Source organism: Gemmatimonadota bacterium, assembly GCA_016720805.1.
Taxonomy (GTDB): domain Bacteria; phylum Gemmatimonadota; class Gemmatimonadetes; order Gemmatimonadales; family GWC2-71-9; genus Palsa-1233.
Window position 1 is genome coordinate 1,031,247 of record JADKJZ010000014.1, and the last position, 21,671, is coordinate 1,052,917.

15 protein-coding genes and 1 pseudogene are annotated in these 21,671 nt (G+C 69.2%); all 16 read left to right on the forward strand.

Going from position 1 to position 21,671, the window contains the following annotated elements:
• The first annotated feature begins 3 nt into the window (after positions 1-3).
• The 16 genes and pseudogenes from IPP98_15035 (at position 4) to IPP98_15110 (ending at position 21,630) form a co-directional block, all read left to right on the forward strand.
• Positions 4-906: a DUF58 domain-containing protein gene (locus tag IPP98_15035; protein ID MBL0180410.1), complete on the forward strand. Its 903-nt coding sequence runs from the start codon at positions 4-6 to the stop codon at positions 904-906.
• Entirely contained in the window at positions 906-2,969 is a 2,064-nt protein-coding gene (locus IPP98_15040) for a VWA domain-containing protein (GenBank protein MBL0180411.1), read from the forward strand. The genes IPP98_15035 and IPP98_15040 overlap by 1 nt, the downstream gene beginning before the upstream one ends.
• Positions 2,966-6,343 carry a hypothetical protein gene (locus IPP98_15045; GenBank protein MBL0180412.1) on the forward strand — a complete coding sequence of 1,126 codons (3,378 nt, stop codon included), beginning with the start codon at positions 2,966-2,968 and terminating at the stop codon, positions 6,341-6,343. Before IPP98_15040 ends, IPP98_15045 begins: the two co-directional genes overlap by 4 nt.
• A gap of 50 nt (positions 6,344-6,393) precedes the next feature.
• Entirely contained in the window at positions 6,394-6,699 is a 306-nt protein-coding gene (locus tag IPP98_15050; protein MBL0180413.1) for a hypothetical protein, read from the forward strand.
• 145 nt (positions 6,700-6,844) lie between these two features.
• Positions 6,845-7,615, forward strand: coding sequence for a sigma-70 family RNA polymerase sigma factor (locus IPP98_15055; GenBank protein ID MBL0180414.1), 771 nt, complete (start codon positions 6,845-6,847; stop codon positions 7,613-7,615).
• A 92-nt stretch (positions 7,616-7,707) separates the two neighbouring features.
• On the forward strand, positions 7,708-8,592 hold the full coding sequence (locus tag IPP98_15060; protein ID MBL0180415.1) for a hypothetical protein: 885 nt from the start codon (positions 7,708-7,710) through the stop codon (positions 8,590-8,592).
• Entirely contained in the window at positions 8,589-9,884 is a 1,296-nt protein-coding gene (fahA, locus tag IPP98_15065; GenBank protein ID MBL0180416.1) for a fumarylacetoacetase, read from the forward strand. The genes IPP98_15060 and fahA overlap by 4 nt, the downstream gene beginning before the upstream one ends.
• On the forward strand, positions 9,881-10,396 hold the full coding sequence (locus tag IPP98_15070; protein MBL0180417.1) for a GNAT family N-acetyltransferase: 516 nt from the start codon (positions 9,881-9,883) through the stop codon (positions 10,394-10,396). The genes fahA and IPP98_15070 overlap by 4 nt, the downstream gene beginning before the upstream one ends.
• Positions 10,393-11,031 (forward strand): pyridoxamine 5'-phosphate oxidase, encoded by a 639-nt coding sequence (gene pdxH / locus IPP98_15075; protein MBL0180418.1) that lies wholly within the window; start codon positions 10,393-10,395, stop codon positions 11,029-11,031. Before IPP98_15070 ends, pdxH begins: the two co-directional genes overlap by 4 nt.
• Positions 11,004-13,388, forward strand: a complete 2,385-nt coding sequence (locus IPP98_15080) for a prolyl oligopeptidase family serine peptidase (protein MBL0180419.1) — start codon at positions 11,004-11,006, stop codon at positions 13,386-13,388. The genes pdxH and IPP98_15080 overlap by 28 nt, the downstream gene beginning before the upstream one ends.
• Positions 13,389-13,449: 61 nt before the next feature.
• Complete coding sequence (locus IPP98_15085; protein MBL0180420.1) at positions 13,450-14,268, forward strand: cation transporter; 819 nt, start codon at positions 13,450-13,452, stop codon at positions 14,266-14,268.
• Positions 14,265-15,575, forward strand: coding sequence for a tRNA lysidine(34) synthetase TilS (gene tilS / locus IPP98_15090; protein MBL0180421.1), 1,311 nt, complete (start codon positions 14,265-14,267; stop codon positions 15,573-15,575). Before IPP98_15085 ends, tilS begins: the two co-directional genes overlap by 4 nt.
• Before the next feature lies 1 nt (position 15,576).
• Positions 15,577-16,116: a hypoxanthine phosphoribosyltransferase gene (gene hpt, locus IPP98_15095; protein ID MBL0180422.1), complete on the forward strand. Its 540-nt coding sequence runs from the start codon at positions 15,577-15,579 to the stop codon at positions 16,114-16,116.
• Positions 16,117-16,219: 103 nt separating this feature from the next.
• Positions 16,220-18,095 (forward strand): annotated as a pseudogene (gene ftsH, locus IPP98_15100) (ATP-dependent zinc metalloprotease FtsH).
• Positions 18,092-19,267 carry a dihydropteroate synthase gene (gene folP / locus IPP98_15105; GenBank protein ID MBL0180423.1) on the forward strand — a complete coding sequence of 392 codons (1,176 nt, stop codon included), beginning with the start codon at positions 18,092-18,094 and terminating at the stop codon, positions 19,265-19,267. The pseudogene ftsH and the gene folP overlap by 4 nt, the downstream one beginning before the upstream one ends.
• Complete coding sequence (locus IPP98_15110) at positions 19,264-21,630, forward strand: DUF2723 domain-containing protein (GenBank protein MBL0180424.1); 2,367 nt, start codon at positions 19,264-19,266, stop codon at positions 21,628-21,630. Before folP ends, IPP98_15110 begins: the two co-directional genes overlap by 4 nt.
• Positions 21,631-21,671: the final 41 nt, after the last annotated feature.

A 21,671-nucleotide genomic window follows, 5' to 3' on the forward strand; every position in this document is an offset into this window, starting at 1 on the left:
GGCGTGAGCGGCATCGCCCCCGCCGCCTTCCTCGATCCCGCGCTGCTCGCCGGGATCAGCGATCTCTCCCTCCTCGCCCGGACGGTGGTGGACGGCTTCCTGCACGGCCTGCATCGCTCCGTACGCACGGGAACCTCGCTCGATTTCGCCGAGCATCGTCCGTATCAACCCGGGGACGATCTGCGGCGGATCGATTGGCGTGTCTATGGGCGCACCGATCGCTTCTACCTCAAGACCTACGAGGCCGATACCAACGCCGATGTCATGCTGGTGCTGGACAGCTCGGGATCGATGGACTTCGCGAGTGGACGGCTCACCAAGTTCGATTACGCGCGCTACCTGACGGCGTCGCTGGCCTGGCTGGCGCAACGGCAGGGTGATCGGGTCGGTCTGGTGACAGTCCGCGAGGAGATGGTCGACGTCGTCCCGCCGTCGACCCGACATCTCAATCTCCTGCTCCATACCGTCGCCGCGAGCACCGCGGCCGGTGAGGGGCGCTTGCCGCGTGTCCTCGAGAAGGTCGCGCAGATGCGCGGACGCTCCGGGATGGTGGTGCTGATCTCTGACTGCTACGAGGAACCGGCCGCACTCTGTCGTGCCGTGGGCGGCCTGCGCAGCCGCGGCCATGACGTGATGGTGTTCCATCTCACCGATCCAGCCGAGCGCGACCTCCCCTACGGTGCGCCGGGCACGTTCGAAGATGCCGAGACCGGCATCCGCCTGCCGCTCAAGCCGGAGGAGTTGCGCGATCGCTACCGTGCCATGGTGGTCGAGCACGCCGCAGCGCTCAGCCGCGGGCTGGCGGCTGCCAATGTCGACTATCAGGCGGTCGGCACCGAGCAGCCACTCGACGGCGCGCTGCGCGCGTTTCTCGATCGCCGCCTGATGGGGACGAAGGTCCGCTGATGCCGTTCTCCTTCCTCGTCCCCGCCTTCCTCGCCGGACTCGCCGCGCTGGCCGTGCCGCTGTTGCTGCACCTGCGCCAGCGCGACAAGGAGAAGCCGCTCCGCTTCCCCTCGTTGATGTTCCTGCGCCGGATCGCGATCGAGACGTCGCATCGTCGGCGGGTGACCGACTTGCCGCTGCTGCTGCTCCGGGCACTCGCCGTCGCACTCGCGGTGCTGGCCTTCGCGCGTCCCGTCTTCCAGCGCGCCGGGAAGGCGCTGGGCGCCGCGCCAGAGCGGGTGGTGATTCTCGCGCTGGATCGCTCGATGAGCATGGGGCACACCGCCGTCTGGCCGGTGGCGATGGATTCGGCCCGCGCCATCCTCCGCGCGCTGAAGGCCGGTGACCGAATCGCCGTGATTGCCTTCGACGACGATGCCAGCGTGATCCAGCCGCTCACGACTGACCACGCCGCGGCGCTCGCCGCCCTCGGCACCGTGCGTCCAGGCGCCCGGGGAACGCGCTTCGCCGCCGCGCTCCGCGCCGCACGACAGCAGATGGCGGCCGCCAACCTGCCGAGCGCTGAAGTGCTTGTCGTCTCCGACCTCCAGCGCGTCGGGACCGGTGGCCTCACCGATCTTGCCCTCCCCAAGGGCCTCGCCGTCCGCGGTATCGTGGTCGCGGCGCCATCGGCGGCCAACACCTCCGTGACGGCGTTGTCGGTGCAGCGGCTCGGCGGCGGGGCCGCTGGGCGGATTGCGGTCTCCGCCGATGTGCGCAGCAACGCGCTGATTTCTGCGCGACGGGCGACTGTCACGCTCACCGTGAACAATCGCGAGGCAGGCACGCGGACCGTGGAGCTCCCGGTCAGCGGACTCCGCACCGTGGCGTTCGACCCGGTGGCGCTCCCCCCCGGAGAGGCACAGGTCTCGGTCGCGCTCGATCCGGATGCGCTCACGGCGGACGACAGCTTTCACGCCGTCGTCCCCGCCGAAGCGTCGCAGCGCATCCTGCTGGTCGGCGCCGGCGATCTGGCCCCCGAATCGACGCTCTTCCTCGAGCGCGCCCTCGCCATCGGCAGCGACCCCGCGTTCGTTGTCGAGCGCGGCACGGCCGGCACGCTCGATGCGCCGCGCCTCGCCGCTGCCGGGCTCGTGATCTTCCTCGATGTCTTGCCGCCGACGAGTGATGCATTCCGAAACTGGATCCGTGCCGGCCATGGCGCCGTCGTCGTGGCGGGGCCTCGGCTCCGGACCGTGCGGGCTCAGCCGGGCCAGTTGCCCGGGCGCGTGACGGGCGAGATCGATCGCCTCGCCGAGCGCGGTGGGACGATCGGTGACGTCGCGCTCGAGCATCCGATCTTCGCGCCGTTCCGCGGTGGATCCAGCGCCGCCCTCGGCAGCGCACGCTTCATTCGCTATGCCCAGTTGGCGCCCGACAGCGGCAGCGTCGTGCTGGCTCGCTTCGACGACGGCCTCCCGGCGTTGCTGGAACGTGTGGAGGGCAGCGGGCGCCTCCTGCTGAGCGCGATCCCGCTCGATGCCCGGGGAGGCGACTTCCCGCTGCAGGCGGCCTACCTTCCGTTCGTACGGCGCCTGGCGCTCCACACCGCCGGCTACGAGCCGCAGCCCCTGTGGCGTACCACCGGTGAAGGGTGGCGCCCGGTCGGCCCAGTTGCCGATCTGGTGATTGCGACACCTTCCGGCGCACTCCTTCGTCCGGACTCGGGTGCCACTCGCGGTGCCGCCGACCTCGAAGCGCTCGGCTTCTACCGTGCCTATCGGGAACGGGCCGTTGGCGACCCGATCGCCACCGTCGCGGTGAATTTCCCGATCCGGGAATCTGATCTGACGGCGTCCCCAGCCAGTGAACTGTTGCTCGGCATTCGCGAGGAGGCCAGCGATCCCTCGGCCGCCGAGATCCCGCCGATCGCCGAGGTGGAAACCCGGCAACGACTCTGGCGCATCCTTTTGTTGATCGTTGGTGCCGTGCTCGTGATCGAATCATTGCTGGGCAGTCGCGGGTGGCGGGGTACCGCCACGCGGCTCGCGGTTGAGTCTCCCCCTGGAGGACCTGCCACATGACCGACCTCACCAGTGACAGCGCCACGCGAGACGACGCCCTGCGCACCGCCGTTTCGCGGGTCCGTGGGCATCGTCGTCGGCGACTCCTGCTGGAAGGGGTGACGGCGACGGTCGCGGCGGTCCTGCTGGCGTTGATCGTGGGTGCCGTCGTGCGCAGCCTGATGGGGCCGGGCAACGACACCACCATTGCCGTGCGCGTGATCGGGTACGTGCTCATTGCCGCCGCCGCCGTCCGCTTCCTGGTCTACCCGTTGCTCGGCGCCGTGAGCGACGAACGCATTGCACTCTATGTCGAGGAACGCGCGCCGCACCTTCGGCAGACCCTGCTCAGTGCCGTCCACGAATTGGAGCGCCCGCCCGCGGACCGCTCATCCGCTGGCCTCTCGGCGAAGGTGATTGGTCAGGCCACGGCCGCGGTCGCCGAGCTGGAGCAGGGCGCCGCGCTGGAGCGGCCGCGGGCTCGTCGCGCCGGTGCGGTGCTGGCCGGGGCGACCGCCATCGGCCTGGTGCTGGTGCTGGCTGGCCCCGGGGCGGTGCGAGATGCCGCTCGTCTGCTCTTTGTGCCCTGGACCGCCTCGGCGTCCCAACCGGTCTTCGCGGTGTCGGTCACGCCAGGCGATATCACCGTCCCGCGCGGTGCCGCGCTCGACGTGCGCGGCGTGTTGCGCGGCTTCACCGCCGCCGAGGCCGAGATCGTCTTCCGTGCCGACAGCACCACCGAGTGGTTGCGCGCACCGATGCAGCGCGACTCCACCGGCAGCGGCTTTGCCGGACGGCTCTTCGACCTGCTCACCCCGACGACGTATTACCTCGAGGTCGATGGTTTCCGGTCGGCCGAATTCAGCATCGCCGTCGTCGACCTGCCGGCGGTGTCGAACGTGGCGCTGCAGCTGCGCTTCCCGGGATACACCCATCTGCCCCCCGAGGTGATCGAGTCGGGCGGTGATGTGGCGGCGCTCATCGGCACCACGGTCCGCGTGCACGGCACGGTCACGATGCCGGTGAAGGGTGGCACGCTGCGCTTCGACGACGGTACAACGGTGCCGCTCACGGTCGATTCCGCCGGCAAGGTCGTCGGCGAGTTTCGCGTGACGCGCGATGGCTTCTATCGCATTGACCTCATGGCACCCGATGGCGCCATGGTGCCGGGCACGGTCCAGTACGCGATCGCCAAGCTCGACGACCGGGCGCCCAGCGTGCGCATCGAGACGCCGGGGCGCGACATCAAGGTCACGTCGACCGAGGAGGTACCGATCGCGGCGCGCGCCGCCGACGATTACGGTGTCTCGCGGATGGAGCTCCGCTATCAGGTCAACGGCGGTGCCGAACAGGCGATCGTGCTGGCCGAAGGAACAGCGGCCGGTGGCGTGGATCTGCGCGCGGCGCACACCCTCTTCCTCGAGGAGGTCACGCTGGTGCCGGGCGATGTGATCGCCTATCACGCAGTCGTCAGGGATGGCGCCGGACAAACGGCCAGCTCCGACATCTACTTCCTCGAAGTGCGCCCGTTCGGCTTGAACTATCGGGCGGGCGAGGAAGCCGCCGCCGCAGGCGGTGAGGGTGGCGAAGGCGGTGGCGAGGGAGGCGACGCGAACGCCACGCCCGATCAACTCGCAGCGCGGCAGCGGCAAGTCGTGTCGGGCACATTCAACTGGGTGCGTGACAGCGCCAAGACGCCGGCGCGTGTCCGGCGCGAGAATCTCACGACGCTGGCCATAGCCCAGGGGAAGTTGCGGCAGGACGTGGCGGCGGTTGCCGAACGGATTGCGTCGCGCGAGCTCGCCAGCGAAGACACGGCCTTCACGACGGTCAAGCGCGAGCTCGACTCCGCCCGCGTCCATATGAAGGGGGCCGAGGAAGCGCTGGGCCTGGCACGAACGGCAATCGCGAGCGCCGAGGAGCAGAAGGCCCTGCAGCACCTGCAGCGCGCGCAGGCCGTCTTCCGTGACATCGAGATTCGCCGCCAGCAGGGCGGCGGTGGTGGCGGCGGAGGGGGCGGCGGCGGTGGGGGGCAGCAGCAGGACCTGGCCGATCTCTTCCAGCTCGACACCGACAAGATGCGGAATCAGTACGAGGCGGTGCAGCAGCAGCGGAGCACCACCACCCAGCAGCAGGTCGACAGTGCGGCCGAGCGGTTGCGGGAACTGGCCGCGCGGCAGCAGCAGCAGAATGAGCGGGAGCAACGTGAGGCGGCTGCCCTGCGCGAACGACTCGGCCGCGATCTCGGCGCCGCCTCGAGTGGTGGCGGGAGCGGCCAGCGGGAGCTGGCTCGTCAGGCGGAGGAGGAGGCGCGACGGTTGGAGCGTCTGGCGCGCGAACAGCAGTCGCCTGAGTTGGCTGACGCCGCGCGTGCAGCGCAGGAAGCCGCCGACGCGATGCGACGAGCGAGCACCGGTGCGGCGGGGCAAGGCAACGCCGCGCTCGACCGACTGCGGAACGCCGCCCGCAGCGCGGAGGGTGTCCGGCAGCGGAGCGTGACGGACGATATCCGCCAGCTCGACGACAAGGCGCGGCAACTCGAGGCGCAGCAGGAACGCATCGCCAGCGGGGTCGACCGATTGGGCGCAGCCGCGCCCAGTGACCGTGCGCAGCAGCTCCGGCGCCTGGATCAGCAGAAGGATTCCCTCTCGCGCGGCCTCGAGCAGGTGCGCGAGGAAGCGGAACGGCTTGCCCGCGATGTGCGCCGCGATCAGCCGGCGGCGGCGCGCGGACTCGACTCGGCGGCAGCACGAATTCGTGAGACCGCGCTGCCCCGCACCGTGAGCTATACCAAGAACACGGTGCGGACCGGCTCGCCCGAATATGCCCGCGCGCTGGAGTCCCAGGTGGGCGAGCAGGTCGGCGCGGTGCGCGAGCAGATCACTTCCGCGGCGAACTCCGTGCGCGAATCCGAGGCGAGCCGTCAGGAACGGACGCTCGAGCGGACGCGGGACCTGGTGCGGGAGATGGAGTCATTGCGGAATCGAACGGCGAACGGCGAACAGCGATCGGCGAACAGCGGCCGCGGGCAGCAGCCGGGTCAGGGTCAGGGTCAGGGCCAAGGTCAGGGTCAGGGTCAGGGCCAAGGTCAGGGTCAGGGTCAGGGTCAGGGTCAGGGGCAGGGGCAGGGTCAGGGTCAGGGCCAAGGTCAGGGCCAAGGCCAAGGCCAAGGCCAAGGCCAAGGCCAAGGCCAAGGCCAAGGCCAAGGCCAAGGGCAAGCAGGGCAGGGCAGGGGCAGGCCAAGGCCAAGGAGGAACAAGGCGCGGCAGGCCAGGGCCAGGGGCAGGGGCAGGGGCAGGGGCAGGGTCAGGGTCAGGGGCAGGGGCAACGCGGTGGCCAGGGTCAGGGCGGCCGGACAGGGATGGGAGGGATGGGTGGACCCGGTGGCGCGGTGAGCGGCAGTGCCGACGCCGGGTCCCCGCGGCAACTCGGGCGGGAAGTTGCCATGCGGCGTCAGGAAGCCGAGGCGCTTCGGGGGGAGGTGGCGGCCCAGGGGGGCGATGTCGGTGAGCTCGATCGGGCGATCGCCTCGCTCCGCGAACTCGAAGCACAGATCGCCCGCGACAAACCGCAGGGGGTCACCGCCCTCCAGTCCGCCGTGATCGAGGGGCTCAAGACCTTCGAGTTCACGCTCTGGCGGCGGGCCAATGGCGGGGAAGGCACGCCGGCGGTGGGTCCGCGCGGCCAGGTGCCGGCGGAGTACCGGGCACTGGTGGAGGAGTACTACAGGTCGCTCGCGCGGCGGCCCTGAGATTCTGCGGGAAGGCCGCCACAAAGCCATTTGACGGCGAATCCGCTGCCGAGCGTCGCGTGCGTGCGACGGTCGGCAGTGGTCGTTGGTGGCACTTCCTTTGCTTTGTTCAAGTGGACCTGCTTTTGCGTCAGTAGTCTTCCCTATGACCACTCCGCAACGCCCGAACCAGACTTCGACCGATGCCCTCTGGCAGCGGTGGCGCAAAGACAACTGCGCTGATGCCCGGCGAGAGCTGCTGGGGCGCTACCTCGGCCTGGTCCATCATGCCGCGCGTGAGATGGCCCCGCGCGTCCGCGACGCCGTCTCCCTCGAAGAGCTGGTTTCGGCCGGTTCGGTCGGGCTGCTGCAGGCGATGGCCGGCTTCGAGCCGGAGCGCGGCCTCGCCTTCTCGACCTTTGCCATGCGTCGGATTCGCGGAGCCATTCTCGATGAGCTCCGTGCCCGCGATCCGCTCTCGCGCGTCGACCGCGCCCACGCCCGCCGGCTCGACAGCGCAGTGGCGGAATGTGAACAGCGACTTGGCCGTGCCCCGAGCACCGGCGAGATCGCCAGCCATCTGGGTGTCGACCACGAGACCATCCACCGGTGGCGCGAGCGGACGCTGACGATCGGTCCGGTGTCGCTCGAAGGGGAGCCGGGCGGCCACAGCCTCGCGGACCGCCTGGGCGACGCCGAGGGCGACCCGGTCCAGGACGCCATGGAGGAGTCGGACCGGAAGCGCGTGCTCCACGAGGCATTGGCCGAATTGCCGCAGCGGGAGCGACTGGTGCTGGCGCGCTCCTTCCTGGAGGAGAAGCCGCTCCGCGAGATCGCCACCGAGCTCGGCGTCACCGAGTCCCGGGTCTGCCAGTTGCGAGCCCAGGGGATCGCCCGACTCCGCCGGATTCCTCGACTCGCGTACGCCCGCGACTGAGCGCGTAAAGCGGTTCCGCGCTTCGCGTTGAACCTCGGTTGATCGTTCCGCTTACATTTGCGCATCGAAGTTCCGTCCCCCCGGAGGGATCGATGCGCGCTGCCTTCGCGTCACTCGTGGATTATGCCGGTCTCTTTCCTCCCGCCGCCCTCGGCATGGCCGACGCGGTGCGGGAGTATGACCGCGAGCGGCGCGGCCCCGATCGCTGGATGCTCGGGCGCTTCATCGTGGCCGCCAGTCGCCTCGAGGAGCTCGGCACCGCGATCGAGAGCGAGGGGCTCTTTACCCCACGGCACGATCCCTGGCGCGTCTCCGCGGTCATGGGCGTCCACCTTCCCGACGAACTCTCACGTGTCAACGCGTTTCGCGCCGCCTGGGAAGGTCGCGGGGTGACCGTCGACGCCCTCGAGTACAAGGTGAGTTCGGTCGGACAACTGCTCACGGTCGCCGAACAGATCCCGCCCGCCTATCAGCGCTTCTTCGAAGTGCCGCACGAAGGACCGTACGGTGCACTCGTCGCCGCGATCGGGCGCGCGGGTGCCTTTGCCAAGGTGCGCACCGGTGGCACCACCGCCGATCTCTTTCCCGCCCCCGACCAGCTGACCGCTTTCCTCATTGCGGCGACGGGGCAGGGCGTGCGCTTCAAGGCCACGGCAGGGCTGCATCATCCCTACCGCGGGGAGTATCGCCTGACGTATGCGGTCGAGGCAGAGCGCGGCTGGATGTATGGCTTCGTCAATCTGCTGCTCGCGACCGCGCTGCTGCTGCGAAGCGGCGACGGTGAGACGGCGCAGGCCATCCTCGAAGCCGTCGGTCCCGAGGCGTTCGCGCGCGACGACGACGGCATCCGTGCGCTCGGCCACCACTTCCCGTGGGATGAACTCGCCCGGGCGCGTGAGCGTGCCTTTACCTCGTTCGGCTCCTGTTCCTTCCGTGAGCCGGTCGACGAACTCGGACTTCCGGAGCAGGTGGCATGACCGATCTCGATCGCAGTCACGATCCGGCCCTCACCTCGTGGGTCACTTCCGCCAATGGGCACTCTGACTTTCCGATTCAGAACCTTCCCTTCGGCCTGATCGATGGCCAGGGGGAAGATCCGGAGATTGTCGTCGCGATCGGCGATCAGGTGCTGCACCTGCGCACGGCCGTGGAGGCAGGGTGGGGGAGTGAGCTCTCGATCGATGCCATCACGCGGATCATCTTCGGTCCGCTCAATCACTTCGCGGCTGCAGGTCCGAACGAGTGGACCGCGGTGCGCCTCGCGTTGAGTGATGCCCTCTCCGACCCGTCCTGGCAGGAGCGACTCTCGCCCGCGCTGCTGCCGCAGGATGCGGTCGAGATGTTGTTGCCGGTGCATATCGGCGATTACACCGACTTCTACGCCTCCGTGCACCACGCAACCAACGTCGGCTCGATGTTTCGGCCCGACAATCCGCTGCTGCCCAACTACAAGTGGGTCCCGATCGGCTACCATGGGCGCGCGTCGTCGATCGTGCTCGATGGTACGCCGATTCGCCGCCCGCAGGGTCAGACCAAGGCCGCAGACGCCGACACGCCGACCTTCGGCCCGTCGCGTTCGCTCGACTACGAGCTCGAGGTCGCCCTGGTGATCGGCGGGGAGAACGACCTCGGCACGCCGGTGACCAGCGCAACGGCCACCGACCGGATCTTCGGCGTGGTGTTGCTCAACGATTGGTCCGCGCGTGATCTGCAGGCGTGGGAGTACCAGCCCCTCGGTCCGTTCCTCGCCAAGAACTTTGCCAGCACCATTTCGCCGTGGGTCGTGACGACCGACGCGTTGCGGCCTTTCCGTGCCGCGATGCCGGCACGCGCCGCTGGCGACCCGGCTCCGCTGCCGTACCTGCAGGTGCCGGGGGACCGCACCTGGCACATCGGGCTCGAGGTGGCGCTCCGCACCGAAGCGATGGAGTCGCGCGGCGACTCGCCATTCGTGGTGTCGCGGGTCGACTTCGCCGACGCGATGTACTGGAGTCCGGCGCAGCTGGTGACGCACCACGGCAGCAACGGCTGCAATCTGACTCCCGGCGATCTGCTGGGCAGCGGGACCATCTCTGGTCCCGCGGCGGAGAGTCGTGGCTGCCTGCTGGAGCGGACGTGGCGGGGCGCGGAACCGCTCACGCTTCCGGACGGGACGTCGCGCAAGTTCCTCGAGGACGGCGACGAAGTGCTGATCACCGGGCGCTGCGAGTCGCCGGGGGCCGTGCCGATTGGCTTCGGCGCCTGTCGTGGGGTGGTGGCGCCGGCATGACGCGGTTGGTGCCCGTGGTCGTGACCTACCTCGAGATGCGCACACCGCCGGCGGCCCCGCCCCATGGAGACCCTCCTGGTGTCACGCTGGTGCGTGTCACCCCACCCGACGCGGCGGAGGCCGCGGCCCGACTCTATCGCGCCGTGGGCGGTGCGTGGCAGTGGCGGGATCGCCTGGCCTGGGCGCCGTCAGATTGGGCCGCAGCGATGGATGCACCCGCCGTCCAACTCTGGATTGCGCGCCGTGGTCCCGTCGAGCTCGGCTACGCGGAGTTGGCGCCATCCGGCTCGGCCATGGAGATTCGGTACTTCGGGCTGGTGCCCGAGGCGATCGGTCAGGGGCTGGGGCGCTGGTTGCTGCAGCGCACCATCGAGCTGGCCTGGGCGACGGCGCCGAGCCGCGTCATCCTGAACACCTGTACCCTCGACGGCCCGGCGGCATTGCCGAACTACCTGGCCCGAGGCTTCACGATCGTCCGCGAAGAGCATCAACTGCGGGAATTGCCCACATGAATCTCGCCGACCTGCGCCGTGACTACGCGCGCGCCGACCTGGACATCGTCGATACCGATCCCGATCCCTACGCCCAGTTTCGGCGCTGGTTCACCGAGGCCGAAGCGGCGAAGTTGCTCGAACCGAACGCCATGACGCTCGCCACGGCGAGTGCCGACGGTCGGCCGAGTGCGCGGATCGTGCTGCTCAAGGGAATCTCGGAGCAGGGCTTTGTCTTCTTCACCGACTATCGCTCGCGGAAGGCGCGCGAGCTCGATGCCAATCCGCATGCCGCCCTCGCCTTTCACTGGGGCGAGTTGGAGCGACAGGTGCGCGTGGTGGGCCGCGTCGAGCGCATCCCGGCGTCCGAGTCGATGGCCTATTTCCTCAGTCGACCGGTCGGCTCGCAGGTCGGCGCCTGGGCGTCGCTGCAGAGCGCCCTGCTCGAGGATCGTGCGCTCCTGATGGAAAAGGTCAGTGAACTGGTCAAGCATTTCCAGACGACCCCGATCACCTGGCCGACCCACTGGGGCGGCTATCGTGTGGTGCCGTCCGAGATCGAGTTCTGGCAGGGGCGCCCCAATCGCCTTCATGATCGCATCCTCTACACCTCGTCTCCGGAGTCTGGATGGCAGCGCGTCCGTCTTTCGCCCTGATCGCCCTCGTGGTGTCCGCTGCGCCGCTCTCGGCCCAGCAGTTCCAGCTCGACATCCCGTCGATCATGCGCGGGCCCGAGACGGTGGGGCGTGAGCCTGCCGGCATCCAGTGGACGCCGGATTCGCGATGGATCCACTTCTCCTGGTTGCCGCCCGGGAGCGACTGGCGGGCCACGAACGACAGCTACCGTATCCGCGCCGAAGCGGGGGCCATCCCCGAAAAGCTCACGCGGGCGCAGGTGGATTCATTCGCGCCGTTGTTCGCGACGGGTCCGCTCTCGCGTGACGGGAAGCGCCGCCTCCTCGCCATCCGCGGCGACCTCTGGATCGCGACGCTTGCCACCGGCGCGCGCCGTCAGCTGACCAGTACGACGCAGGCGGAGCAGGCCCTCGGTTGGTCCACCGATGATGCGCGGATCTTCTACCGCGTGGGCGACAACGCCTATGCGTTCCGACTCGCCGACGGCTACATCGAACAACTCACCGACATCCGCCTTGCCCCCGCGCCTACGTCCGGGGACAGCGCCGGGCGGCCGGCACCGCCCTCGGCGCAGCGCACGCAGCTCGAGCGCGATCAGCGCGACCTCTTTCAAGTCATCCGCGACCGCACCTTCGGCGACTCGACCAGTGGCCGTGGCGGCGCAGGGCGCGGTGGGGCGGGACGCGGCGGCGCAGGGCAAGCCGGGGCGACCGGCCTCCGACCCATCACCTTGGCGCGTGGTGAATCGTTGCGCGGCCTGTGGCTCTCGCCGCGGGGCAGCCACGCCCTGATCACCGTCGGGACCAGCGCCACGACTCAGGCGACAACGATGCCGGTGTGGATCACGCCGTCGGGCTATGTCGAGCAGCGCCCGGGCCGCAGCAAGGTCGGCGATGCCATCGGTCGGTCGCGGATGGCGATGCTCGACCTGGCGACGGGGCGTGCCACCTGGCTCCGGCCGATCGCCAGCGACAGCAGCGGGATGTACTCCACCCTGACGTCGTGGGGCTGGAACGACGCCGGCACATCGGCGCTGATCGTGGCCGGCACCGCCGACTACAACACGCGCATCATCTCACGGGTCGACGCCGATTCCGCGCGACTGACTCCGATCGAGACGCTGCGCGATTCCGCGTGGGTCGGTGGACCGTGCAGCGGCTGCGGCGGGTGGCTTCCCGGCACACTCGGCTTCTGGTGGGTCAGTGAGGCCGATGGCTGGGCGCACGTCTACACCCAGAAGGCCGACGGCACCGGCCGCACGCAGCTGACGCAGGGGCAGTGGGAAGTCTTCGACGTGGCCATCTCGCCCGACCGGTCGCGCTTCCAGATGCACACCTCCGAAGGCTCGCGCTATGAGCGGCACTTCTGGACCATGGCGCTGGACGGCTCGGCGCGGACGCGCTACACGGCTGCGAAGGGCGGGCATCAGGTGGTGGTCTCGCCGGACGGGAAGTGGTTGGCCGATGTCGCCTCGAGCAGTAACACGCCCCCCGAGCTCTTCCTGCAGCCCGCCAAGCCGATGGCGAATGCCGCGCGGCTGACCACGTCGCCGACGGCGGCGTGGCGCGCGGCGAAGTGGATCGCGCCGGAGATCATCGAGATCCCGGCGAGCGACGGCGCCAAGGTGCCGGCCCGCATCTACCGCCCGGAGCAGATGGGGGCAACGTCGAATGGCGCGGCGGTGATCTTCGTCCACGGCGCCGGCTATCTGCAGAATGTGCACGAGTACTGGTCCACGTATTCGCGCGAATACCAGTTCCACCACCTGCTCGCGTCGAAGGGGTACATCGTCCTCGACCTCGACTATCGCGGATCGGCGGGACAGGGTCGGGACTGGCGCACGGCGATCTACCGGCACATGGGCGGCCGCGATCTCGAGGATCAGGTCGACGCCTCGCGCTGGTTGCAGACGCAGGGGATCGAACCGGAGCGCGTTGGTCTCTACGGCGGCTCCTACGGCGGCTTCATCACGTTGATGGCGCTCTTCACGCGGGCCGACCACTTCGGCGCCGGTGCGGCGCTGCGGTCGGTCACCGATTGGGCGCACTACAACCACGGCTATACCGCGCAGATCCTCAACGAGCCGCAGGACGACACCACGGCCTATCGGCGTTCATCGCCGATCTACTTCGCCGATGGCCTCAAGGACCCGCTCCTGATGGCGCACGGCATGGTCGACGCCAACGTGCAGTTCCAGGACATCGTCCGCCTCTCGCAGCGGCTCATCGAACTCGGCAAGACGCGCTGGGAGCTGGCGGTCTATCCGGTGGAGGATCACGGCTTCGTGCGCCCCGATTCCTGGACCGACGAATATCGGCGCATTCTCGACCTCTTCGATCGCTGGCTGCCGAAGGGCAGCGCAGGCCAGCGTGACTGACGCCCGTCCGCCGCAGCGCGAGGGGATCGGGACCGCGCGGCTCGGCGTGCTCGTCAACCTGATGCTGGCGATCTTCAAGGGACTCGCCGGCATCCTCGGCAACTCCTACGCGCTCATCGCGGATGCGGTGGAGTCGGTGGCCGATATTGCCGGCGGCCTGGTGGTGTGGGGGAGTCTCTCGGTCGCGGCGCGCGACGCCGACCACGACCATCCCTATGGACATGGCAAGGCCGAACCGCTCGCCACCGCCGTCGTCGGCCTCATGCTCCTCGGCGCAGCACTCGGCATCATGCTCGAAGCAGTCCGCGAGATGATGGTACCGCATCAGCCGCCCGCACCGTTCACGCTCGCGGTGCTGGTCGGGGTCGTCCTGGTCAAGGAAACCCTCTTCCGCCGTGTGCTGCGCGCGGCGGCGGTCGACAACAGCGGCACGGTGCACGCCGATGCCTGGCATCACCGGAGCGACGCGATCACCTCGGGGGCGGCGTTCGTTGGCATCTCCGCCGCCCTGCTCGGCGGCTCGGGGTGGGAGTGGTGCGACGAGGCGGCCGCGATCGTCGCGGCCTTCGTGATTCTCGCGAATGGCATCCGGATCATTCGCCCCGCCATTCACGAGTTGATGGATGGCGCCCCGGAGGAGGAATTCCTCGACTCGGTGTCGAAGGCGGCGATGAGTACGCCCGGGGTGCGGCACATCGAAAAGTTGCGGGCGCGCCGGGTCGGGACGCAGTTCGATGTCGATCTCCACGTGCAGGGCGATCCCGCACTCACGCTGCACGAGGCCCACATCCTCAGCGGGATCGTGAAGGGCCGCATCCGGAGTTCGGTGCCGGCGGTGTGTCATGTGCTGGTTCACATGGAGCCCTACGAACCGCAATGAACCTCGTGGCGGAGGTCGCCGACCGCCTCATGGCGTTGACTGAGGATGGCGACCGCTGCCTCGTCGCTGTCTCCGGCGGTCCCGATTCGATGGCGCTGCTGGACCTGCTGCATCGCGGCACGGCACTCCATCGGCGCATCCTGCTGGTGGGCCACGTCGACCATGGCATCGCCGACGAGAGCACCGCGGTCGCCCAGATGGTGGCACGCGCGGCCAACGCGCTTGGGCTCCCCTGCCTCACGACGACGCTCCATCTCGGTGCCGGAACAACCGAGACGAAGGCGCGGCTGGCTCGACGGACGGCGCTTCGCGCGCTGGCAACCGACGCCGGCGCCACCGTGATCGTGTTGGCGCACCATGCCGACGACCAGGCGGAGACCGTCCTCCTCCGGCTCCTCCGCGGGAGTGGCCCCGCCGGGCTGGCAGGGATGGCGCCCCGGAATGGTCCATGGGTCAGGCCGCTGCTGGATCTTCCCCGGGAGCGGCTGGCCGCGCACGTGGTGGCGGAAGGGATCGTGGCGTGGCAGGACCCTGCCAATCGCGACATCCGCCATCTCCGCTCCTGGCTCCGGCAGGCGGTCATGCCGGGCGTGGCCGCGCGGCTCCCGGACCTGCGTGAGCGACTGCTCACGGCGGCAGGGCAGGCACGAGAGGCCCGGACGGGGTGGGACCAGCTGCTGGACCAGCTGCCGGAGTTGGCGTTGACCGCCGAGCCGGCGGGCTTTTCCGTTGCCGCCCCCCTCCTCCGGGGGTATCGTTCGGCGTTGCGACATGCGGTGGTGGCAGCCCTCGGCCGACGGTGCGGGGTGCCCCTCGGGGCCCGGCGCTTGGCGGCCGTGGATCGGCTGTTGGCGGGCCGTGACGCTCGGATTCAACTGGCGGCTGGCCTCGAGGCGGAACTCGCCTTTGGTCGGCTGGCGTTTCGTCACCCGGCGGGCCCTGCACCTGAGCCCGTAACACTGGGAGGCGGGGCGGGTATCACCTTCGGACCGCTCACCCTGCGGGCCGTGCTGGCACCGGCACCGGCGCTGGATCGGGAGGGGTGGTCGACCGCGATGGTCCCCGGCCAGTACCAGGTCCGGGCGTGGCAATCGGGGGACCGGATTCGTCCCCTCGGGGGACGGGGTCATCGACAGGTGTCGGTGCTGCTCCGAGAGGCACGGATCGCCCCCGGTCGCCGCAGTCATTGGCCGGTCGTCGTCGATGCGGACGCGACCATTGTCTGGGTGCCGGGCATCTGCCGATCGGATGCCCGCATCCCCACGGAAGGAACCGAGGCGCTCTGTGCCCACGCAGCTTTCGCCTGAGATGCAGCGCCGCGCTGGCGGTCACGCTCTCCGCGTCGTCTTCGACGAGGCGACGATCGCCGACCGGGTGCGCGAGCTCGGGCACGAGATCACGGCCGCCTATCCCGATGGCGAGCTGCTGGTGCTGGGCCTGCTCAAGGGAAGCTTCATCTTCCTGAGCGACCTCGTCCGGCAGATCGATCGGCCGCTGCATCTCGATTTCCTGGTGGCCTCGTCCTATGGCACGGGGACGGTCTCGAGCGGCAATGTCCGCCTGCTCTACGATCCGGAGACGCCGCTCGAAGGGAAGCACATCGTCATTGTCGAGGACATCATCGACAGCGGTCGCACGATGCTGAAGCTGCTCGGCCTGTTGCAGGCACGGAATCCGGCCTCCGTCGCGGTCTGTTCGTTGCTGGACAAGAAGCTGCTCCCGACCCCGATCCCCGAATTGCGGTGGGTCGGATTCACGGCACCCCCGGCGTTCCTCGTGGGCTACGGCCTCGACCACGCCGAAGATTTTCGCCACCTCCCGTTCATCGGTGACCTGACTGATGGCTGATCGCAACGTTCCCCGTCCCCCGTCCACTGGCTGGGGCAACCTGAGCAAGACCCTCGCGTTCTGGGCGCTCATCGCGGTGCTCTTCATCGCGCTCTTCCAGTACATGGGGAAGCAGCGCTCGCCGAGCGAGTTCACCTACAGCGAGTTCACGCGGCAGCTGGCCGGCGGGAACATCGCGAAGGCGGACGTCGTCGAGGGTGAGATGATCAAGGGCGAGTTCCGCACCGCGGTGACCCAGGACGGTCGCCCGGTGAAGGAATTCACGGTCCTCCTCCCGGTGAAGGACTCCGAGGCGCTGATCACGCGCCTCGAGGACGCCGGCGTCGCGGTCACCGCCTCGAAGACCAAGAATGGTCTCTCGGTGCTCCTCATCACGGCGCTGCCGTGGGTCGTCATCATCGGCCTCTGGTGGTTCCTCTTCCGGCAGATGCAGGCCGGCGGCAACAAGGCGTTCGCGTTCGGCAAGTCGAAGGCGAAGCTGCTCACCGGCGACACGCCGAAGCTGACGTTCGCCGACGTGGCCGGCGCCGACGAGGCGAAGGTCGAGCTGCAGGAAGTGATCGAGTTCCTCAAGGACCCGCAGAAGTTCACGCGGCTCGGCGGCAGGCTCCCCAAGGGCGCGCTGCTGGTCGGTCCGCCGGGCACCGGCAAGACGCTGCTCGCCAAGGCCGTGGCCGGCGAGGCGGGCCGTCCCTTCTTCTCGATGTCGGGATCCGACTTCGTCGAGATGTTCGTCGGCGTCGGCGCGAGCCGCGTCCGCGACCTCTTCGAGCAGGGGAAAGGCGCACGCGCCGTGCATCATCTTCATCGACGAGATCGACGCGGTCGGCCGTCATCGTGGTGCCGGCCTGGGTGGCGGGCACGATGAGCGCGAGCAGACGCTGAACCAGTTGCTGGTCGAGATGGACGGCTTCGAGTCGAACGACGGCGTGATCCTCATCGCCGCGACCAACCGTCCCGACGTCCTCGACCCAGCGCTGCTGCGCCCGGGCCGCTTCGACCGTCAGATCGTCGTCGATGCGCCGGACGTCAAGGGCCGCGAAGGGATCCTGATGGTGCACACGCGGAAGATCCCGCTCGCTCCGGGCGTGAACCTCGCGACGATCGCGAAGGGGACGCCGGGGATGGCGGGCGCCGACCTGGCGAACCTCGTCAACGAGGCCGCCCTGCTCGCCGCGCGCAACAACAAGCAGTCGGTCGAGATGTCGGACTTCGAGGACGCCAAGGACAAGGTGATGCTCGGCGTCGAGCGGCGCTCGCTGGTGCTCACCGAGAACGAGAAGAAGCTCACGGCCTATCACGAGGCCGGCCACGCCGTCGTCGCGATGAAGACGCCGGGCTCCGATCCGGTGCACAAGGTCACCATCATCCCGCGTGGCCGGGCGTTGGGGCTCACCGCCTCGCTCCCCGAGACCGATCGACACAACTACACCCTCGACTGGCTGATCGGCTCGCTGGCGATGTTCTTCGGCGGCCGTGCCGCTGAGGAGATCATTTTCGGCAAGGGGGCGGTGACCACCGGGGCAGGGAACGACATCGAGCGCGCGACCGCATTGGCACGGCGCATGGTGACGCAATTCGGCATGAGCGACGTCATCGGGCTCATGGCGGTCGGCGAGCGCGAGCAGGAGGTCTTCCTCGGTCGCGATTTCGGCGCGCGTCGCGAGATCTCCGAACAGACCGCCCGGATGGTCGACGGCGAAGTAAAGCGGCTGATCGACGAAGCGTATGCCAAGGCGTTGTTGCTCCTCAATCAGAATCGCGACCTGCTCGAGCGGATTGCGCAGGCGCTGCTGGAGCGCGAGACGATCGACCGCGATGATCTCGAGCTGCTGAACAACAACCAGCCGCTCCCGCCGCGGGTCACGCCGCCGCCACCGCTGCCGCCCGCCCCGCCGGTGTCGCCGGTGCGGTCGGAGGCGACCGGCATGCGGACGCCGATTCTCGGGGCGCCACCGGCCGAACCCGCCGGCGCGTGATCGTCACCCCGCTCTCGGATCGCGCTCCCGCCGCGATCCGTGACGCCCTCCTGTCCCACGGATGGGAGGGCGAGGTCTGTCGGCTCACCGCCTCCGGCCTCGAAAGCTCCGCCTTCCATGTCACCGGCATTGCCTCGACGATGATCGAGGCGATGCTCCCCGTCGCCAACAAGCTCGGCCTCGAGATGGTCACCGGTGAGGATTGGATCATCCTCACCGGCGCCCGGTCGCGACTCGGCGCCTTTGCGCGGCCGTGGGTGCAACCCGAGGCGGTGCGCGATCTGGCCCACGCCATCGGGATGGCGATGCCGGCGGACCGTCCCGTCGAATGGCGGCACGCCCGCGGCGCGCTCTCGCTGGAGTCCCCGGTCTTGATGGGGATCCTCAACGTCACCCCCGATTCGTTCAGCGATGGCGGGACGGCGACCGACGAGGCCGCGGTCCTGCGCCGTGTCGACGCATTGCTGGCCGGTGGGGCGGGGGTCATCGACCTGGGTGGCGAATCGACGGCGCCCTTCGCGCCACCGGTGCCGCTCGACGTGGAGATGGCCAGGGTCCTTCCGGCGGTCATGGCGATCGTCCGGGAGCACCCCGACGTGCTCATTTCGGTGGACACCGTCAAGCACGAGGTGGCCCAGGCGGCACTCGACGCCGGGGCGGCGATCGTCAACGACGTCACCGCCGGGCGGCACGACGTGCAACTCTTGGAGGTCGCGGCGCGTCACAAGGCGGGTGTCGTCCTGTCGCATTCGCGTGGGGAGGTTGGGCGCCTCGCGAGTTACGACGCCGCGGAGTACGACGGTGACGTGGCCGGCGGCGTCACGCGGGAACTCGACGTGTCACGCGCCACCGCGCTTGCGGCCGGCATTGCCATGGAGGCCATCGTGCTCGACCCCGGATTCGGCTTTGCGAAGCATCCCGAGCAGAACATCGCCCTCCTCGATCAGGTGGCCGCCGTGGTCGCGCTCGGGTCGCCGGTGCTGATCGGCGCCTCGCGGAAGCGCTTCCTCGGCGAAGTGACCGGCCGTCCGCTCGACGATCGTGACCGTGCGACCGCCGCCGCCTGTGCCCTCTCGCTCGACCGTGGTGCCCGACTCTTCCGCGTGCACGACCCCGAGGCGACGCGTGATGCCCTGGCGGTTGCGGAGGCGCTATGGCGGAGCCGGCAGTGAATCGCCCACCGTATCGCTGGGCCGCGGCCGCATCGCTGGTCGTGCTGCTCGGCTACCTGGTTACGCTGGCGCCGTCGGTCACCTTCTGGGATGCCGGCGAATTCATTGCCGCCGCGAAGACCTTGGGTGTTCCGCATCCGCCTGGCACCCCGCTCTTCGTGATGGTGGCCCACGTCTGGGCGATGCTCTTGCCGGTTGGCGAGTACGCCTGGCGCCTCAACCTCCTCTCCGCCATCTGCAGTGCGATCGCCGCCGGCTGCTGGTTCCTCGTGGCGTACACGTCGGTCGCACGCGGAGAGGCGACGGATGCGAGCGGTTCGCCGATCGCCGCTCGCCGTTCGCCGCTGGCCCTCGGTGCCGGCTGGTCCGCGGCCCTCGTCACCGCCTTCTCCTTCACGATGTGGCAGAACTCCATCGAGACCGAGGTCTATGCCGTCGCGATGATGATCATCGCGCTCGCGGCGTGGACGGTGACGCGGTGGCGCGAGGCGCGCAGCAGTGGCCACGGTGCGCGGCTGTTGCTGGTGATCCTCTACCTCGGCGGCATCTCCATCGGCAACCACCTGCTCGGCCTGCTGGTCGGGCCGGCGTTGGTGGCGGCGTTGATGAGTGCGTCGTGGCTGGGGCCGCTGGCCGACCCGACCGCGCGCCGAGCGGAGCAGGCTCGCATCGCGGTGGTTGGCACGGTCTGGCTGCTCTTGATTGCGCTCGGCCTCGGCAGCACCACGCTCACGCTCGGCACCGCGGCACTGGTGGCGGTGGCCGGCGTCTGGGCCATCGGCCGAAAGCAGCTCGGCTTCGTGGCCATGGCGCTGCTGATCGTGGCGATCGGCGTGACGCCCTATCTCTTCATCTACTTCCGCGCCAAGCAGGGTCCGTGGATCAACGAGGCCGATGCCTCGACCTGGGACGCGCTTCTCGCCGTGATCCGGCGGGCGCAGTACCCCGTGCGGACTCCGCTCGACGATCCGACTGCCTATCATGGCCCCGAAAACACCGGACGCACGTTGACGATGCTGGGGTACCAGCTCGCCAACTACGCCCAGTACTTCGACTGGCAGTGGGCCCGGTCCCTCGGGGACATCGCCTTCGCGCCGTTCCGCCTGCTGATGACGCTCGTCTTTGCGTCGCTTGGAATGCGCGGTGCCGTGGCGCAGCGTCGGGACGATCGGACCGGTTTCCACATGATGCTGATCCTCTTCCTGGTGACGGGATTGGGACTGCTGCTGTACATGAACTTCAAGCCGGGGCCGAGCATCGGGTGGGAGCAGTGGCCCGGGCTGGACGATCATGAGGTCCGTGACCGCGACTATTTCTTCGTGGCGAGCTTCGTGGCGTGGGCCTTCTGGGCGGCGCTCGGCATTGCCGACCTGGTGCGGGCCACGGCGGTGCGGTTGCCGCTGGCGCGCCGATCGATGGCCGTGGCGGTCTTCGGCCTCGCACTGCTGCCGGCGGTGCTCAACGCGCGGATGGCGACTCGGAAGCAGACGCCCGAGGCGACGCTGGCGCGCGACTTCTCCCATGCGTTGTTGCAGTCCGTGCCACCGGGAGGGATCCTCTTCACCTGGGGCGACAACGACACCTTCCCGCTCTGGTATGCGCAGGCGGTGGAGGGGGTGCGGCGTGATGTCACGATCGTCTGTCTCGCGCTGGCGGAGACGGAGTGGTACCAGCGGCAGTTGCGGAACTGGAAGGCAGGTCCACTCGACCGGGCCAACCTCGCCGCGGTGTGGCAGTCCGCGCCGGTGCCGGACCTCAACGGACCGATCCACACCATCTCCGACTCGACGATCAACGCCTTCTCGCCGTTCCTGGTGGACAAATCGCAGGCCATTCAGCTTCGCAACGGCCTGAGCATCGAACTGACCAAGGGCGATGCGGTCTATGCCAAGGACATGCTGCTGTTGCAGGTGCTGATCACCAACGCCGGGGTGCGGCCGATCGCGTGGTCGGTCACCACGGCGAACAAGCTTTACGGACTCGGGCCGCAGTTGGTGCAGCAGGGGTTGGCGATCGTGATGCCAACGGTACCGGTGACCGGCGCGGTGGGTGGCGATGCGGTCGGGCCTGGGAAGACGCCGATCGATCTGGCGACCACGACACGGCTCATCAACGAGACGTGGAAGTACGGCAAGCTGCTCGACGGCGGCACCGATCGTCTCGACGCCAACATCCGGGCGATGTCGGGGACGTGGGCGATTCCGTTCGTGCAGGCGGCGGTCGCGTCGGTGATGGTGGGTGATACCGCCGCGGCGATTCCGTTCCTGGAGACATCGCTGAAGATGGCCGACCAGCCTGGCGTGGCCGGCTTCCTGGCGCAGCTGAAGGGGCGGGGTGGGGCAGGGGTGGTGCCGAAGAAGTAGGCCGAGCCAGGGGACTGTGCACGCCACGTTCCGCGTGTCGT

Bases quoted from the DNA above. Each gene is read 5' to 3' on its own strand.
- IPP98_15040 (MBL0180411.1), top strand. From the start codon at position 906: ATGCCGTTCTCCTTCCTCGTCCCCGCCTTCCTCGCCGGACTCGCCGCG.
- IPP98_15045 (MBL0180412.1), top strand. From the start codon at position 2,966: ATGACCGACCTCACCAGTGACAGCGCCACGCGAGACGACGCCCTGCGC.
- IPP98_15050 (MBL0180413.1), top strand. From the start codon at position 6,394: ATGCGGCGTCAGGAAGCCGAGGCGCTTCGGGGGGAGGTGGCGGCCCAG.
- IPP98_15055 (MBL0180414.1), top strand. From the start codon at position 6,845: ATGACCACTCCGCAACGCCCGAACCAGACTTCGACCGATGCCCTCTGG.
- IPP98_15060 (MBL0180415.1), top strand. From the start codon at position 7,708: ATGCGCGCTGCCTTCGCGTCACTCGTGGATTATGCCGGTCTCTTTCCT.
- fahA (MBL0180416.1), top strand. From the start codon at position 8,589: ATGACCGATCTCGATCGCAGTCACGATCCGGCCCTCACCTCGTGGGTC.
- IPP98_15070 (MBL0180417.1), top strand. From the start codon at position 9,881: ATGACGCGGTTGGTGCCCGTGGTCGTGACCTACCTCGAGATGCGCACA.
- pdxH (MBL0180418.1), top strand. From the start codon at position 10,393: ATGAATCTCGCCGACCTGCGCCGTGACTACGCGCGCGCCGACCTGGAC.
- IPP98_15080 (MBL0180419.1), top strand. From the start codon at position 11,004: ATGGCAGCGCGTCCGTCTTTCGCCCTGATCGCCCTCGTGGTGTCCGCT.
- IPP98_15085 (MBL0180420.1), top strand. From the start codon at position 13,450: ATGCTGGCGATCTTCAAGGGACTCGCCGGCATCCTCGGCAACTCCTAC.
- tilS (MBL0180421.1), top strand. From the start codon at position 14,265: ATGAACCTCGTGGCGGAGGTCGCCGACCGCCTCATGGCGTTGACTGAG.
- hpt (MBL0180422.1), top strand. From the start codon at position 15,577: ATGCAGCGCCGCGCTGGCGGTCACGCTCTCCGCGTCGTCTTCGACGAG.